Consider the following 16,925-nt stretch of genomic DNA (forward strand, 5'->3'; position numbering starts at 1 on the left):
AACGAAAAAAGCACCTATAATTTAGGTGCTTTTCATATGGAAAAATCTACGTTGCCCTTAGAAGAATTTTGTTTACTGCTTTTCAGCCAGAAGAATTCTCAGTGTGCGGCGTAAAGGCTCAGCAGCCCCCCATAGAAGTTGATCACCTACGGTGAAGGCATTTAAGAAATCATCTCCCATCGACATTTTACGTAAACGTCCAACAGGTACTGACATGGTTCCTGTCACTTTTGCAGGCGTCAGCTCCTGCGCGGTAATGTCTCGTTCGTTCGGAATCACTTTCACCCAATCGTTATGGCTTGCGATGATCTCTTCAATCTCATCCATTGGTACATCTTGCTTAAGCTTGATTGTTAATGCTTGAGCATGACAACGCATCGCACCAATACGAACACACGTGCCATCAATTGGGACTGGCTTTCCGTCTAGTCCTAAAATTTTGTTCGCTTCAACGCCCGCTTTCCACTCTTCCTTACTTTGCCCATTCTCACGCTTCACATCGATCCATGGAATGAGTGAGCCAGCAAGTGGGGCACCAAATTGATCCGTAGGGAATGAAGATGAACGAATGGTATCCGCCACTTTTCTATCAATATCTAAAATTGAGCTTGCTGGATTTGCGAGCTCTGAACTCACACAATCATTAACGACACCCATTTGAGAGATAAGCTCGCGCATATTTTTAGCACCAGCACCAGAAGCGGCTTGATAAGTCATTGCACTCATCCACTCAACCATGCCTTTCTCATACAAGCCACCCAACGCCATTAGCATCAAGCTTACGGTACAGTTACCACCAACGAATGTATTGGTGCCAGAATGAATTCCCTGTTGGATTTGAGCCAAGTTCACAGGATCTAGCGTAATAATTGAATCGCTGTCCATGCGAAGGGTAGACGCTGCATCAATCCAGTAGCCTTTCCAGCCAGCTTGGCGAAGCGCAGGGTACACTTTTTCGGTGTAGCCGCCACCTTGACAGGTAATAATCGCATCTAACTGTTTAAGGCTATCTATGTCGAAAGCATCTTGCAGCAAACCGGTTTCACTCTCCGTTTGCTTACTAAAAGTAGGGGCAGGTATACCAATCTGAGACGTGCTGTAAAAGACAGGTTCGATGAGATCAAAATCTCCTTCCTCTACCATTCGCTGCATTAAAACCGAGCCTACCATACCGCGCCAACCAACTAGACCTACTCTCATCATTCACTCTCCATGTATAAATTCAAAACCACCTTAACCATCTATAAGTTTTTCAGAACAAAACCTCAAGCTCTATTTGCTGAAAATAGAAACTTTTTAGTGCTTCTTAACTGAACAGACGATATTTCTTGGTTATGTCGATGATGACACCCAAAATTATTCAGTCATTACACAGTTGCAATAAGCTGCAACATTTGTAACACATAAAAACCACACCACAAAACATCTCTGATGCTCAAATTTAACTTAAAGCGATACTTTATAATCAACAAAGTAGTTTTCACAGTTTAATATCACACCACAAGTGCATTTATTCGATATATTAATCTTAATAGGGTAAGGTTCGAGTCGTTCCGAATCATGTGCTAAACATGCTATTGCCCCCAATTTTATAAGAGGCTTATATGAAGCAAGTAAACACTCGACTACCTAGTTTGATGCAAGTTTTTGTATCATTAGGACTATTCCTATTATTGGCATTTTCCTTCACTGCAAAACTCGACCTCCCTATACAACTAGCACTATATATAGGCTGGTTCGTTATCATCACTCTTGGTTTACGTCTTGGCCACCAATATAAAGACCTTGAAAAAGCGGCGTTAAACGGTATTTCAAATGGTCTAGGTGCGGTTTTGATTCTTTTAGCCGTTGGTGCACTTGTTGGCACGTGGATTTCTGGCGGTATTGTTCCGACCATTATCTATTACGGCCTTAAAGCGATTCACCCTTCTATCTTCCTACTGGCAACAATGATTATCTGTTCATTAACAGCATTAGCAACGGGTACCTCTTGGGGTGCTGCTGGTACCGCTGGTATTGCGATGATGGGAATCGGCCAAGGTCTTGGTGTTCCTGCTCCAATTACTGCGGGTGCGGTTCTTTCTGGCTGTTACTTTGGTGATAAAATGTCGCCACTATCAGACTCAGTAATTTTAGCGTCATCAATGTCGAACGTTGAAGTCGTTGAACATATTAAAGGCATGCTACCGGTTGCCTTAATTAGCTACATCATTACGGGTGTGATGTTTACTGCATTTGGTTTTCACTACGCTGGCAATGTCGATATGAGCCAAGTGGACTCAGTCATTAAGGCAATGGAAAACCAGTTCTTTATTACTCCTTACTCTTTTATTCCAGTTCTGATTGTTCTAGGTCTACTAGCAATGAGAATGCCGTCTTTCCCTGTGATTAGTTTCGGCTCTTTACTCGGTATTATCTGGGCGGTTATGATCCAAGATATCGATTTCCTAACAGCGTTCAATACAGCTTGGGCTCCGTTCTCTATCTCGTCTGGTGTTGATTTCATCGATTCAATCCTTAACCGTGGCGGCATGTCATCAATGCTAGGATCGGTGGCTGTGATTGTCTTCGGTCTAGGTTTTGGTGGCTTGCTAGATAAAGTTGGCCTACTAGAAACTATCGCCAAACTATTTGAACGCCGCGTTCAAAGTGCTGGCTCACTAGCAACTAGCACTATTGCAACAGCATTCATGGGTAATATTTTTGGCTCTGCAATGTATGTATCGCTAATTCTGACACCTAAGATTTGTGCGAAAAACTATGACCGCCTAGGCTACAAAAGAAAGAATCTTTCTCGTAACGCGGAGTTTGGTGGCACGCTAACATCAGGCATGGTTCCTTGGAGTGATAACGGCATTTACATGGCGAGCATTCTAGGTGTTGCCACTCTGTCTTATGCACCATTTATGTGGTTGAGCTTTGTTTGTATCATCGTAACGATTGTAACGTCTTACATGGGCTGGTTTGTTGATAAATGCGAACCAACAGCAGAACACTCTTCAGAAGAGCTTGAAGTTAATACAGAGAAACAGCCTGCTTAATTTGTAGATACATTGCATCACGCTGAAAAAAAGGAGACGTAAATGTCTCCTTTTTTGTATCTATTCACTCTGCTATGAAGCACTAATCGTTAGCGATGATGCAACTGCTGGATGATTCCAGTAAACATAGCACTTGCAGTCTCAATCAATGGATCAGGAAAATCATAGTCTGGATTATGCAGTTGTGGATGCTCTGCCCCACTCCCAATACAGAACAGAGCGCCCGGCCACTTAGCCAAAAACTCAGAGACATCTTCCGACCAACGCATTGGCTCATCTAACTCCACCAGCGGTAAACCAATTTTTTCTGCTTGTTGGCACACGATGTCACAATGTTTTGGAGAGTTCATCACGGCATTGAATGACTCTTGCCACTCAACATGACAGGTAAGATTATCCCGAACCGCTATTTCAGATACGGTTTCCAGCAGGTCAGATTTCATTTTCTCAAATAGCGGCCCATCATCACTTCTCAGCGTGGCCATCACTGTCGCTTTGCCCGGAGCCGTACCGAACGCCTCTTCACCCAGATAAGCATGAACCACCGTCACTAACGTAAACGCTTCTGAGTACTTCTGTGGCAAGTTTTGCAAATACTGAATTAACTGAACCATCGCAGAGGTTGGGTTAATGCCATTCTCTGGTCTTGCGGCATGAGAAGTTTTGCCTTCCAACTCAATAATGACACCCGTAGATGCACAAGCAAATGCGTTTGGTTTCACGATGATCGTATTTAATGGATAACCAGGGAGGTTATGATAAGCAAACACATGGTCAACATTTAACGTTGCTACTCTATTATCGTTCAGCATGCTAGCAGCACCCGTACCGATCTCTTCCGCAGGTTGAAATAGTAGAACGACTTTCCCAAACTGAGGAGGTGTGATGGCGAGATGTTTGGCAACCAGCATCAAACTTGCGGTGTGCCCATCGTGTCCACAAGCATGCATAACCCCATCACTCAAGGAACAGTGTGCGACGCCACTTTTCTCGGTAATAGGCAGTGCATCAAAATCTGCTCTCAATAACGTAGTGTCACCCGCAATACCACTTTCAATGGTGCAGATCACCCCGTTCCCTCCGATTTGAGTGACGGGGAGCAGCCCAAATTCGCGCAATTGCGCTGCGATCAATGCCGCGGTATTGACTTCATTGAGTGAGAGTTCTGGGTATTGATGAAGCTGTCGACGAAATTCAGTCGCGTTGAAATCAGAAAGAGTTGAAACCAAGTTGTCCATATTGTAAACATCAGCCATTAATCCAAAAAGAAAGACTACTGCGGTTCATAAATCGGGTATGTGATGATAATCTCAAAAACATCATGATTATATTTATTTCACTTTCATCTAACTATGCGAATAATATGCCCATTTTATTCACGTTAATATTATATCTGCAATTTTTGTTTACCAATTCAATAATTGCGAACGCATTAAAAGTAATATATTAGATTTAAAAATCAATGATAAAACATCAAACTTAACTCATACTTTGAGACTTATACTGCAAAAATAATTCTTGTAAACGATTATTTTACGATCACTTGGCTAGTGTCTATCCGCCAAATATAATCTAGAGGATATATTATGCAGATTGCAAAAGAATCAAATAGATCTATTCAGTTTCCTACTGCTTTTACCATTCTTTTTATCATTATGATCATTGCGATCGGGCTTACATGGGTTATTCCCGCAGGCTCGTATTCAAAACTGTCATATAACGCTAGCGATAATACATTAGATATTACCAGCCCAATGGGCAATGTAACGACCGTAACAGCGACTCAAAGCGAATTAAAAGAATTAAATGTCAATATTGATATTGAGCAATTTACTAGTGGGACGATTCGTAAACCCATCGCGATACCAGATACTTACTTGCAATTAGAAAATGTCCCCAAAGGTTTAGGAGATATTGCTGTCAGCATGGTGGAAGGCACAATTGAGGGTGCCGATATTATCGTATTTATTTTGATTCTTGGGGGAATGATCGGCGTTATCAATAAAACAGGTGCGTTTAACGCTGGCCTAATAAGCCTCTCCGAGAAAACAAAAGGTCGCGAGTTTTTATTTGTTGCACTTGTGTGTGTCGTGATGGCTTTAGGAGGTACAACATGTGGTCTAGAGGAAGAAGCGGTCGCCTTCTACCCTATTCTTGTTCCAATTTTCCTTGCCCTCGGTTTTGATTCGATTGTGTGTGTTGGTGCCATATTTTTAGCGGCCTCTATTGGTACTGCATTCTCTACCATTAACCCGTTTTCAGTCGTCATTGCATCTAACGCTGCCGGCATCTCCTTTACAGAAGGCTTAGGAGTAAGAGCATTTGGCTTGGTTGTCGGCACTGCAACCGTGATTGGCTATCTGTACTGGTACTGTAAAAAAATCAAAGCCGATCCTTCGTTTTCATATACTTACTCTGATAGAGAATCATTTAAACAACGATTTTTGAAAGACAGCAATATGGAGAAAAAAACACCGTTTACTCTTCGTAGAAAGATCATTCTCACGCTCTTTGCTATCGCCTTTCCTATGATGGTTTGGGGTGTATCAATGGCTGGTTGGTGGTTCCCTCAAATGGCGGCATCTTTCTTAACGATTGCGATCATCATTATTTTCATTTCGGGGCTTGGTGAGAAGGAGGCGGTAGAAGCGTTTACTCAAGGTGCATCTGAGTTGGTAGCAGTATCTCTCATTATTGGTATGGCGCGTGGAGTGAATATTGTCCTTGAACAGGGAATGATATCTGACACTATTTTAGCTTATGCTTCCGATTTGGTTTCTGGTATGCATGGGAGTATTTTTGCTGTCTCTCAAATGTTTGTCTTTTTCTTCCTAGGTTTGGTTGTCCCTTCTTCATCGGGGCTAGCGGTATTATCGATGCCAATTATGGCTCCACTCGCTGACACGGTGGGAATTCCAAGAGATATTGTGGTCTCTGCCTATAACTGGGGCCAATATGCGATGCTATTCTTAGCGCCAACAGGTCTAGTTCTTGTAACACTCCAAATGCTGGGAATCCCATTTAATAAATGGGTCAAATTTGTATTCCCCATTGTTCTGTTCTTACTTGCCTTTGGTACTATTTTATTAACCGCTCAAGTTATGATGCTTTAATATTAAGATTGATCAGGTTTAAATAAATAACACATCTAGCTATTAGGTTCACTATTGAACCCAATAGCTAGAATTATTTTTAATAATAAAATTCAAGCCGTAGTAATGACATTGAATATTTACTAAAATTAATCTTTACCGTAAATCTCAGCAAGTTTAATCGCATTACCCAATACATGTAAACACGTTAACCGACCAACGCCTCCTGGTACTGGCGTAATAGCCGCAGAAGATAGAATGCCATCGTGGTGTTTAATATCACCTACTAACTTTCCATCCACGCGATTAATACCAACATCAATAATAAGCTGGCCTTCAATAAACTGAGAGTTATCTAAAATACCGTGAGCCCCCGTCGCCACTACAATGACATCGTACTTGTTCCAATCAACCACATTAAGATCAGAGCGACTGTTGAAACTTGCTACGGTACTTTGGCGATTAATCAATTCGATAACCAACGGCTTACCAACAATGTTACTGCGCCCGACGACCGCAACTTTTAAGCCTGAAAAATTATATTCACCGCAATGAGCTGCAATAATATCGATTGTCGCTTGGACGGTGCATGGCAAAACCGCACTCTGCCCTAAAACCAACAAACCTAACGCTTCAGAGCCAAACCCATCAACATCCACAACGGCTGGAAGATCGGGTGCAACAAGCCCATTTGGTAGCGGAAGCTGAAATAAAATAGGATGTGTCGCCGATGCAGCTAAACCATCAAGATCTGACTGACTTGTTCCAACTTGCGGTAATGTGATGTGATTGCACTCTAGATTGAGCTCGGAGAACAATCGAATTTTATTATTTACATAGACTTTACTTGCCGGATCATCCCCAACGGTGACAATTGTTAGTTTTACAGCAAGTTGTTGATCGCTGATCTTATTTTTTAATTCGACTAATTTATCTTCATATATCGTATTGATTACTGATTTCATCTCTAAACTCTAATCTCAATCTAACTGTAAATATTCTTTCGTTGCTGATATGGCATCAGCGAGAGCTTTAGATAAAGTACTCAGCTGAGCCTCACTGACGGGTTCTGACTGTTTTAGGGCTATCTCAATTTCAGTCGCAATTTCTCTTAAAGGCATAGCACCCAAACTCCCCGCCACCCCTTTCAAACTATGTGCTTTACGTTGCGCAGCCTCTAGGTCGGTATCAAGCAACTCCCTTAGTGAAATGGCATCATTAGTGTGATCTTGAACAAACACCTCTAATAACATTGCGACTGACTCGTCATCACCATTCATGGTTGCAAGCATTGCTTCTATATCAATGACTGCTGAAGCATTTGGTGCATCTATCGCTTTTTGTTTCTCGATACGATCTTGCTCAGAATCACCCAGTACATCACTATCGAGAACATCGGTACTCTGTGGCTGATGGCATGCTGGTTCATCAATATCGTGAGTATTTCGAACAGCCTCCGTTGCCCTCTCCTCAGAGAATGCCATAACTTCTGCATCATTCAAAGGCTCACCATCACCACCTTCAATCAACTCATGCTCTCCATTTTGGACAGCGCTTGCACTTTCACTCGATGTTTGGACAAAAAATCGGATAAATGTAAGCATTGAAAGAGCAATAAAACTTAACACTATTGCCAACATCATATACATGCCTTGCATGTCATGAAGTTCATCTTCAAAAGCAGAAAGCTGATCGTGAACTGAATGTTTAATTAATTTCTCTACGTAATAATTTACCTGCGCGTACTCACTTAATAGCACCGATGCACTTGATAATTGTACCTGTAGTTGCTTCCGCTCATCCTGATCTAAAGCTTGCGAAGCAATTAAAATACGATCAAATGCTCGGTATATTTCTGAATTCGATTGACTTTCCGCATACAACGCTTGGAAAGTGTATGCCGAAATTTCGTTATATAGGTTTACCACTTGCTCCGAATTATCGCTATGCGCTCTTGATTCATTGATATCTTGTGCCAAATTTTTAACTTTTATTTCAACTGACAGAAAATCTCGAACATCTTCTAAAAAGCGATCGGTAACATACAGCAGTTGGTTCACATCAGGCAGAAATGGTTTAGATTTGAAATTCGATTCAACTTGCAGTCGTAATGAGTAAATGAGTTGAACATCAAGGGCTATGTCATCAACCTGTACGGCTCGAAACGGTTCTGGGAAGTATAATGTACTACGAAGATCATTGACTCGGTTCCCCAACTCTTCAACTGCAACCAAATTTTGATGGGCAGTACGGCTCTGTAACACAAGAAATACCGAGCTAATCCCCCACAAAACAAGAGTAACTAGAATAATTTTAAATTGAAGACTATATCCCATCTGCCGTTGCATAAATCATGTCCATATTTTAATGCTTGAATAACAAGCATATAAGAAAGGTGAGCATTTTCAAAACTCACCTTTCATCTTACCCCTTTATTTATTTCGAGTTAATTGATCTCTCAAGTTTGGAGGGGTTCCTTTAATGGTTAATGTATCCGTTTCTGGATCGTAGAAAACACGCTCTCCTAAAAGTAAGCTATCAAAGCTCACATTTAGCCCGCCACCAGCACCCACATATTTCGTTAGCTTGCGAATGGTAGAACGATCTGCAGGGAAACTCTCTTCGAGTTCATACCCTTGCTCTTGAGTGTAATCTAAGAAACTGGTTCCATCGGTGCTTGCTGGCAACTCTCCGGACAATTCGCTCACTTCAACTTCATCACCCGATTTAAGCTGCTCATTACAGTAATCATAAACCTGCTTTTTATAGCTTACTGCTTCTTCTTTCTCTAGTTTAGAATCTGAAACAAAATCTTCAACAGCTTGCATCAAGACCTGATTCTGCTGTTTAGTATCAAGCCCAACTTCAGCTTGTAAGAAATCTAAGAAGAAATCAGCGACTTTGCGACCAACACGGCCTTTGATATAGGCCAAGTAACGATTGGAATCTTTATCAGTTTCATAGCTAGAGAGATCAATACGAGCCGCGATGTCCATTTTCGAAATATCAAGATAATCAGTTGCGCTGATATCAAGGCCTTCGGTGACTTTTAGGCTCTCATTCGAAGGTAATAACGCAATAAAAAGGTAGTCTGTAGAAAGTGATTGGTACTCCGCTAAAACGAGGGTACCTTCATCTGCAAATGGGTATTTAGACAGCTCATCTTTGAGACGTAAAGCACTGGCCTGAGAAAAATCGTAGAAGCTACGCTCATTTTTACGAAGCTCTTGCAACCATTGCTGAAAATCACTGTCCTCTTTAAAAGAACCAAAACCCTTGCCTGCTTTGGAGTTGAATACACGATGCAGTTCAGCAACTAAACTTTCTGCTGATGAATCATTCGCTAAGGATTCTGCACGGTAGTTAACGACCAGTTCTTCCTGATCGTTTTTGCGAAGTTGGTGTAAAATAACATTGGATAGATTAAGGCTCATAGAAAATATTATCGTTCAGGTTTCAGTTGTAGTGAATAGTAGGTTATTATAAGCCGCTTTTACTATCATTATTAGAGTCTTTATGCCGATTACATCTAAATACAGCGATCAACAAGTTGAAACTATCCTAGCAGAAGTAGCTGCAGTACTTGAGAAACACAATGCTACTCCTGAGCTTTCACTGATGATTGCGGGAAATATCGCAACCAATGTCTTAAATCAGAACGTTGCTGCTTCACAACGTGTAGCAATTGCTGAAAAATTTGCTCAAGCCTTAGTGTCTTCACTAGCTGAAACAAAAACCCACTAATTTCAGAACGGATAAAAGAACAATAAATGGTAGATAGCGGAAATTCTTACGGTGAACGAGTATCACGACTAGTTGGATGGGGGCATTGGTTTGCTTTTTTCAACATCATAGCGGCGATGCTTGTTGGTACACGTTATATCACCCAATCACCTTGGCCTGAAACTCTTTTAGGACAAAGCTATTTGGCTTTTTCTTGGGTTGGGCATTTTGGGTTCTTGGTTTTCGCTCTCTACCTATTGATTCTTTTTCCACTTACGTTTGCGATCCCCTCCCGTAAACTGTTCAGATTAATCGCCGTCTGTTTTGCTACGGTAGGATTAACCGTTTTACTCGTCGATACACAAGCCTACCAGAGTATCAACTTACACTTAACGCCTGTCGTCTGGGAGTTACTTTTCACCGATGACAAAAGTGCGGTAAGTTCAGAACTGCAACACTTATTCATTGTTCTACCTTTGATATTTCTACTAGAACTTGGATTGTCAGAGTGGGTTTGGCGTAAGCAGAGAAAACTGTCGCATAAACATATTGGTCGCCCTTTGGCTGCCGTCTTCTTTTTGAGCTTCATGGCCAGTCATGTTGTCTATATTTGGGCCGACGCCTATTTTTATGGCCCAATAACAAGCCAGAAAGCCAACTTTCCACTGTCTTACCCAATGACAGCAAAAAGTTTTATGGAAAAACATGGTTTGCTGGACCGTGATGAATACTTAAAACGCTTAGAACAAAATGAGAATAATGTTGATTTAGTTCGATACCCGCTTGAAACGATCCAGTTTAACCGTCGTGGCGAGAACTTGAATGTATTGATCGTAAGCGTCAATAATCTTCGGGCGGATATGTTAAATGCAGAGACGATGCCTAACAGCTATCAATTTGCTCAAGATAACTTGAACTTTACCAACCACTACAGCTCTAGCAATGATATGTACGGTATGTTTGGGTTGTTTTATGGCCTACCAAGCAGTTATGCAAGTAGCATTAAAGCGCAAGGCACAAGTCCTATTCTTCTTTCGGTTTTAGAAGATCAAGGTTATTCCACTGGACTATTTAGTGGTGATAACTTCGATGACACTCTCTATTCAGAAGTTATTTTCCGCAGCCAGCAATTAGCGAATCAACAAGAGAATAGTGATAATGAGCCTCATAGTGATAGCTCAGCCATTAATAACTGGGATATCTGGGTTAAAAACCAAGCTTCTTCTCCTTGGTTTAGCTTCATCGAACTGACAACCGTAGACAATTTTAGTGATTATGGTGATCATACCGATACATTAGAAGCAAGTGATCGCTTCCAGATTGATTACGCAAAATCGGCTCAAGCGGCTGATATTGAACTAAGCAAGCTCTATTCATCTCTTAATGATTTAGAGCTATTGCAAAACACTATTGTCGTTATTACTTCAAATCACGGTAGCGAGTTCAATGAAACCCAAACGAATAGCTGGGGCTCTAACGGTAATTACAGTCGCTACCAACTACAGGTACCTATGGTCATTCATTGGCCAGGCAAGCTTGCCGCTCAATTTACTCATCAATCTAGCCACCTAGATTTCTCAGTCACACTATTGCAAGATCTACTAGGTGTTTCTTCCAACCCAAATGATTTTAGCAGCGGTAAAAGTCTATTTGATGAGAACAAACGTAAGTGGATTTTGGCGGGTGATAGCCGAGAGTTAGCACTGATTACCAGCAACAAAACAACTGTGATTGATAAGTTTGGTAACTATAAGCTTTACGACAGCAACTATAATCGCTTGAAAGATCAGAACCCTAAATTACCCGTCTTAATGCAAGGGTTAACTGAGCTGCAAAGGTTTTACACCAAAAGTAAGTAGCATCAAGATTTAGATACTTAAAGTGGGGAGCTTATTGAGCTCCCCCTTTATTTTTTCCTAGCAAAATATCTGCCCATTAATGAGTAAGTAGAACTCAGCATTTAGTTAACAAACCCTTTAAAATCCATATAGATATAACAAAATGTTTACCTTTAAAATGTGCGAATAATTTTTTTTGCTATAAATGCGCATAATTTGGCCAAACGAACTCATTAGGGCTTTACAAGTTTTTAGAGTCCTTATATTATTCAACGCACTGGAGGGATGGCTGAGTGGTCGAAAGCACCGGTCTTGAAAACCGGCAACCGTTAATAGCGGTTCTAGGGTTCAAATCCCTATCCCTCCACCACTTTTGAAGAAACCGCTAATTATTTAGCGGTTTTTTTTCGTCTGGGGTTTCTTGTATCAAGATCTACTCTTCTCAGATTGTCATATTTCCTAAATACTCTCATTTTAGTTTTCGTTTGTACTTTTCTGCTTTTTCCTGCCGTTTTTCAGCACTTACTTGTCCTAACCCGAATAGCATGACTGAACTATCCCATACTAATGGAAGGTACTTCACGGAGCTTTCATTATGAGATACATCACTTCAGCATTGTTACTGTGCAGCCCTGTGCTATTCATTGGCTGCGGGGGGGAGAGTTCAACACCACACTACTCAAATGTCACTGTCGCTGTGTCTGATGCGCCAGTAGACACTGCATCAGAAGTTGTCATTGCCTTTCATCAAATTGAGCTAGTACAAGAAGATGATTCGATCTTTATCGATATTAGTTCGGAGAACGGCGCAAAAGATTACGCACAAGTCGATCTCATTCAATATCAAAATACCGATACTTTTGTTTTAGTGGAAGATCAGCAAGTCCCAATAGGAACTTACCAAAATGTGATCCTACATATATCACCAGATGCTGGGTTAAATTACGTCGTGGATGACACTCTTGGCCAACTGCCTCTGAAACAACCAAGTAATAAGTTACGTCTTGGTGAATTGGTTATTGAAGGTAGCGATGAAAGTTATGTGATCGAGTTTGATTTACGCCAAGCATTGGTGATGAGGGGTAACTCAAACAATAATAACGGCTACATTTTAAAACCACATGGCGTGACGATTATGAATAATGATATATCCTCCTCTCTTGCTGGTGCTGTTGAACCCAATTTGTTCCTTGGCAATGAATGCAACGTGGATGGTTTAGGATTCGTTTATCTCTATCAAGGCCATCAACTCGATAGCTCGTTATTCGTTGACTTATTTGATGGTGACATAGTACAGAATAATCCTGTTCCACAAGGAAGCATCGCTCCTCATGCTTCGGTTGCGGTCAATGAACAGAATGAATACGCATTTGGCTTTTTGGAACCAGGAGAGTACACAGTGGCGCTCAGTTGCGACGCCAGTGGTGATGACTCAGAGCAATACGATGGTTTAAGTATTCCGCTTCCAGTGAATCAGGTATTCGAAGTCAGCCTTACTGATGGACAACTGAGTGTCATCAATTTTAGCTCTATCCCATAACGGTGCAAATTGGTGGTCGAGCACGCTCTACTTCGCCGCGAATAATTAAGACTTAGCTCTTAATACACTTAACTAAAATACATAGCGACTAGTGCCCACTTTTCGTTGTGTATTTTAACCTAAACCCTGTGTATCGCTATTCAACGACTTATCAGGATATATCTACAAAGTTCAGACACCTTTCCTCGTCACTCCCCCTCTCAGAATAAAGTGAATCTCGATATGGCTCATAAAGCAATACTAGATCATTTACATTGCAATAGATTCCTAGAAATATTCTCTAACTTGAGACATCTCAATAATGATTCATTATATATTTGACTTACCATAGGTCACTTATAAAAAGAACGACATATATTAAGAACATGGATAGAAAATAAACACTGAAATTAAATTTAATCTCACCAAGCTTCATCAATAATAAAATAAACAACAAATATCATCACTGTCTTATTTTTGATGCACTACCTACTATTGTAATCACTGCTACTTAATATGAGAATGCGCTACTTAATTTATGTTTTAACCAATAGCAGGTAGGAGATCTTGTTTATGGGTGAAAAAGGAAAAATCCGTATTACGAGTTATCAAGGTAAGGTTTTCTATCGGTTAATTGATGCTTTTGTAATACTGGTTACTATGTATGTAGCAATAAAGTACCATAATCATGTTGTAAATATGTCGTATGTTTCAATGGGATTATTGGGTGTTTTATTCTATAGCTTTATAGCCGAGAGCCTTGATATATATAGTGGTTGGCACACAACAAAGATCCGCGATTTATCACTACATACCGCATGTTGCTGGGGATTTTCAGTTTGTTGTTTAGCATTAGTTGGGTATTTCACAAAAACTGGTCACGATTTTTCTCGCTTAATTTTAGGATTCTGGTTTATAGGATCGCTATTTTTCCTCTTATTTTGGCGTTCAATTGCCTTTACTTTTGTTTATTATTTACACAAGAAAGGAATACATACTACTGATGCTGTAATCATTGGTATGACTCCCCAAGGTTTAAGATTATCTGAAAGCCTTACTAATAATCCAAAATTTGGAATAAAAATGGCTGGATTCTATGATGATAGAAAAGTTGATCGACTAAATAGCCAAACATCTGTTTTGGGTAAAGTCAATGATGCTTTGAAGTTAGCGAAAAATGGCAAAGTAAAAAGTGTTTATATAGCGTTGCCAATGCAGGCTCAGAATAGAATCAGTACTATTTTAGATGCATTTTCTGACAGTACAGTTAACACTTATATTGTTCCTGATTTTTTCACTTTCAATTTGCTTCACTCTCGTTGGTATACCATTGGTGACGTTAATGCTTTTAGTATCTCAGACACACCATTCAATGGAAATAAACTCGCAACATGGTTAAAAAGGTTTGAAGACCTTGTATTAAGCACTTTGATACTGATTCTTATAAGTCCTGTACTCATTGCCGTGGCTATTGGCGTAAAATTGAGCTCACCAGGCCCCATTATTTTTAAGCAGATGCGATATGGATTAGATGGGAAGAAGATTAAAGTATGGAAATTCAGGAGTATGAGTGTCACGGATAACGGTTCTAAAGTAGTGCAAGCAACTAAGAACGATCCACGTGTTACTCCATTTGGTTCATTTATTCGAAAGACATCGCTCGATGAATTACCACAGTTCATTAATGTGCTTCAAGGAGGGATGTCTATTGTAGGTCCTCGTCCACATGCCGTTGCCCATAATGAAGAGTATCGCACCATTGTTAATCGATACATGCTAAGACATAAAGTAAAGCCTGGCATCACTGGATGGGCCCAAATTAATGGCTGGCGTGGCGAAACAGATACGCTCGATAAAATGGAAAAAAGAGTTCAATTTGATTTGGACTACATACACCATTGGTCTCTGTGGTTTGACATTAAAATTGTTTTCTTAACGATTTTTAAAGGATTCGTTGGCAAAAATGCCTACTAGAAATGGACTAAGTGTACTCAAATGAAATTTTCCAACGTGAAGCCAGCGGTTTTATTCAGCTTAACACTAGTTAGCGCAACGGCTGTACTTGCTAAGCCAGAGTCGCATCCCATCATAACTGAGTCAGGGATCGCCATCGTGCCCTTTCTCAATTTATCAACAGGTTACAATGATAATATCGCTAAATCAGACAGTAATTTTGATCGCTCTAGCTTTTCCATTGTAGAGCCTGGAGTAAGCGTCGCATTTGAACCAACAGGGCAAAAACATGTAGCCGTTTACCGCCTACAGCGTGGTGATTTTTTTAGCTCAAGTAAAGATAACTTTACCGATCATTTCTTTGATTGGTCAAGTCAGTGGGATCTTCATTCAAAACACAAAGTGAACCTAAACTATTCACTTGCATTAGCTCATGAAAGCCGCGGTGATAACGAAGAAACTCTCAACCTTTTATACAACAAATACCACAGTACTCAAGTGAACATTGGTTACATCTACGGTGGCGACAATAGCAAAGGAAAACTAGAAACAAATCTAGGATGGGGAGAGCTTGATTACAAAAATAATCAACAAGTCACCCAATATCAAAGTTGGGAAGAGCTACGCTTCAATAGCACATTTTATTACGATGCACTTCCAAAAACATCTCTGCTGTTTCAAATCATAGCGAACGATAGAACCTATGACCTTACGGCTCCAGGTTCATCATCCAAGGACAGTAAGCACTACTTTACTTATTTGGGCACATCTTGGGACGCGACAGAGAAACTACAAGGTAGTGCAAAACTTGGTGCGCAATATAAGAACTTTGATTCATCCTTACGAGATGATTTTAAATCATTCTCCTGGGATATTAATGTCACTTATCTCATTAGATCATATTCAGCCATCCAACTCATCACCAATAGACGCTCTATGGATGCTGATGGGATTGGTAATGCTATTGATGCGAAAAACTATAACGTCAATTGGGTCCATAACTGGAATCAAAAAGTTTCAACTAAAGCTGAAATATCACGATTGGACGAAGACTATATTGGATCGGCACGAAAAGACGAAACGACCAACCTTACTTTAAATTTTGACTATGATTTTCGCCGATGGCTAACTCTCAGACTAGGCTATGGTATTGAGTCCAAAGACTCCAATATAAATACAATGAATTATGATCAGAATATCTATTATTTGGCCATTGAAGGTGTGATGTAACTTACGATGAAGTACGTGCTAGTAATTATTTTAAGCTGTCTGTCCTTGTCTGTTCTGGCAAGTGAAGCGCTATACAAGTTAGGTGTTGGCGACCAAATAAAAATTCAAGTTTATAATGAACCTGAGCTTTCTATGGAAATTCGCATCAGTGATAGCGGGCAAATAGACTACCCATTCTTAGGGCAAGTAAAACTCAAAGACAAAACGATAGAAGAAGTAAAAGTAGATATTCACGATGGGTTACTCGACGGCTACTTGATCAACCCGAATGTATTCGTAAGTGTGGTTGAATATCGCCCATATTACATTAATGGTGAAGTCGAGAATTCGGGTAGCTACCCATACAACCCTGGTTTAACAGTAAATAAAGCCATTACAATTGCTGGCGGCTTTACCGAACGAGCATCTAAAAAGAATATCTATATCTCGTCAAGTGATGATCCAAATATCAAGGCAACAAAAGTTACCTTGCTTCACAAAATTCAGCCCGGTGACATTCTCACTATCGAAGAAAGCTTTTTTTAGGTCT

The 16,925-nt window shown here is 40.4% G+C and carries 13 protein-coding genes and 1 tRNA gene; 9 read left to right on the forward strand and 5 right to left on the reverse strand.

The window, feature by feature from the left end; genetic code table 11:
• Window positions 1-72: 72 nt before the first annotated feature.
• Window positions 73-1,200: an aspartate-semialdehyde dehydrogenase gene (gene asd, locus OCV39_RS09975; RefSeq protein WP_029203471.1), complete on the reverse strand. Its 1,128-nt coding sequence runs from the start codon at window positions 1,198-1,200 to the stop codon at window positions 73-75.
• Window positions 1,201-1,604: 404 nt separating this feature from the next.
• Here asd and nhaC point away from each other — a divergent pair, with 404 nt between their 5' ends.
• Window positions 1,605-3,041, forward strand: a complete 1,437-nt coding sequence (nhaC, locus tag OCV39_RS09980; protein ID WP_261888398.1) for a Na+/H+ antiporter NhaC — start codon at window positions 1,605-1,607, stop codon at window positions 3,039-3,041.
• 89 nt (window positions 3,042-3,130) lie between these two features.
• On the opposite strand, the gene OCV39_RS09985 is transcribed toward nhaC, so the two are convergent.
• Window positions 3,131-4,297: an amidohydrolase gene (locus tag OCV39_RS09985; RefSeq protein ID WP_261888399.1), complete on the reverse strand. Its 1,167-nt coding sequence runs from the start codon at window positions 4,295-4,297 to the stop codon at window positions 3,131-3,133.
• Between the two features lie 330 nt (window positions 4,298-4,627).
• Here OCV39_RS09985 and OCV39_RS09990 point away from each other — a divergent pair, with 330 nt between their 5' ends.
• Window positions 4,628-6,154 carry a YfcC family protein gene (locus OCV39_RS09990; protein WP_261888400.1) on the forward strand — a complete coding sequence of 509 codons (1,527 nt, stop codon included), beginning with the start codon at window positions 4,628-4,630 and terminating at the stop codon, window positions 6,152-6,154.
• Window positions 6,155-6,282: 128 nt separating this feature from the next.
• Here the strand turns inward: OCV39_RS09990 and OCV39_RS09995 are convergent, their stop codons facing one another.
• The 3 genes from OCV39_RS09995 to yejK form a co-directional block, all read right to left on the reverse strand.
• Window positions 6,283-7,098: a bifunctional 5,10-methylenetetrahydrofolate dehydrogenase/5,10-methenyltetrahydrofolate cyclohydrolase gene (locus OCV39_RS09995; RefSeq protein WP_113799934.1), complete on the reverse strand. Its 816-nt coding sequence runs from the start codon at window positions 7,096-7,098 to the stop codon at window positions 6,283-6,285.
• Window positions 7,099-7,113: 15 nt separating this feature from the next.
• Window positions 7,114-8,481, reverse strand: coding sequence for an Hpt domain-containing protein (locus OCV39_RS10000; RefSeq protein ID WP_261888401.1), 1,368 nt, complete (start codon window positions 8,479-8,481; stop codon window positions 7,114-7,116).
• A gap of 84 nt (window positions 8,482-8,565) precedes the next feature.
• Complete coding sequence (yejK, locus tag OCV39_RS10005; RefSeq protein ID WP_261888402.1) at window positions 8,566-9,567, reverse strand: nucleoid-associated protein YejK; 1,002 nt, start codon at window positions 9,565-9,567, stop codon at window positions 8,566-8,568.
• Window positions 9,568-9,649: 82 nt separating this feature from the next.
• On the opposite strand from yejK, the gene OCV39_RS10010 reads away from it, so the two are divergent.
• The 7 genes from OCV39_RS10010 to vpsN all read left to right on the forward strand — a co-directional run bounded on the left by OCV39_RS10010 (window position 9,650) and on the right by vpsN (window position 16,921).
• Window positions 9,650-9,877 carry a YejL family protein gene (locus OCV39_RS10010; protein ID WP_261888403.1) on the forward strand — a complete coding sequence of 76 codons (228 nt, stop codon included), beginning with the start codon at window positions 9,650-9,652 and terminating at the stop codon, window positions 9,875-9,877.
• A 26-nt stretch (window positions 9,878-9,903) separates the two neighbouring features.
• The gene (locus tag OCV39_RS10015; protein ID WP_171757054.1) at window positions 9,904-11,715 is read left to right on the forward strand and encodes a DUF3413 domain-containing protein; all 1,812 of its coding nucleotides are present in this window, start codon (window positions 9,904-9,906) and stop codon (window positions 11,713-11,715) included.
• 258 nt (window positions 11,716-11,973) lie between these two features.
• Window positions 11,974-12,064, forward strand: a tRNA-Ser gene (locus OCV39_RS10020).
• Window positions 12,065-12,289: 225 nt separating this feature from the next.
• Window positions 12,290-13,234 (forward strand): DUF4382 domain-containing protein, encoded by a 945-nt coding sequence (locus OCV39_RS10025; RefSeq protein ID WP_261888404.1) that lies wholly within the window; start codon window positions 12,290-12,292, stop codon window positions 13,232-13,234.
• A gap of 552 nt (window positions 13,235-13,786) precedes the next feature.
• A complete protein-coding gene (vpsL, locus tag OCV39_RS10030) occupies window positions 13,787-15,187 on the forward strand; it encodes an exopolysaccharide biosynthesis glycosyltransferase VpsL (RefSeq protein ID WP_261888405.1) in 1,401 nt (466 codons plus the stop codon).
• A gap of 21 nt (window positions 15,188-15,208) precedes the next feature.
• Window positions 15,209-16,396: an outer membrane beta-barrel protein gene (locus OCV39_RS10035; protein ID WP_261888406.1), complete on the forward strand. Its 1,188-nt coding sequence runs from the start codon at window positions 15,209-15,211 to the stop codon at window positions 16,394-16,396.
• 6 nt (window positions 16,397-16,402) lie between these two features.
• Window positions 16,403-16,921, forward strand: coding sequence for an exopolysaccharide export protein VpsN (gene vpsN / locus OCV39_RS10040; RefSeq protein ID WP_017053511.1), 519 nt, complete (start codon window positions 16,403-16,405; stop codon window positions 16,919-16,921).
• Window positions 16,922-16,925 lie beyond the last annotated feature (4 nt).

Origin of the sequence: Vibrio cortegadensis (assembly GCF_024347395.1) — a bacterium.
GTDB classification, from domain to species: Bacteria; Pseudomonadota; Gammaproteobacteria; order Enterobacterales; family Vibrionaceae; genus Vibrio; species Vibrio cortegadensis.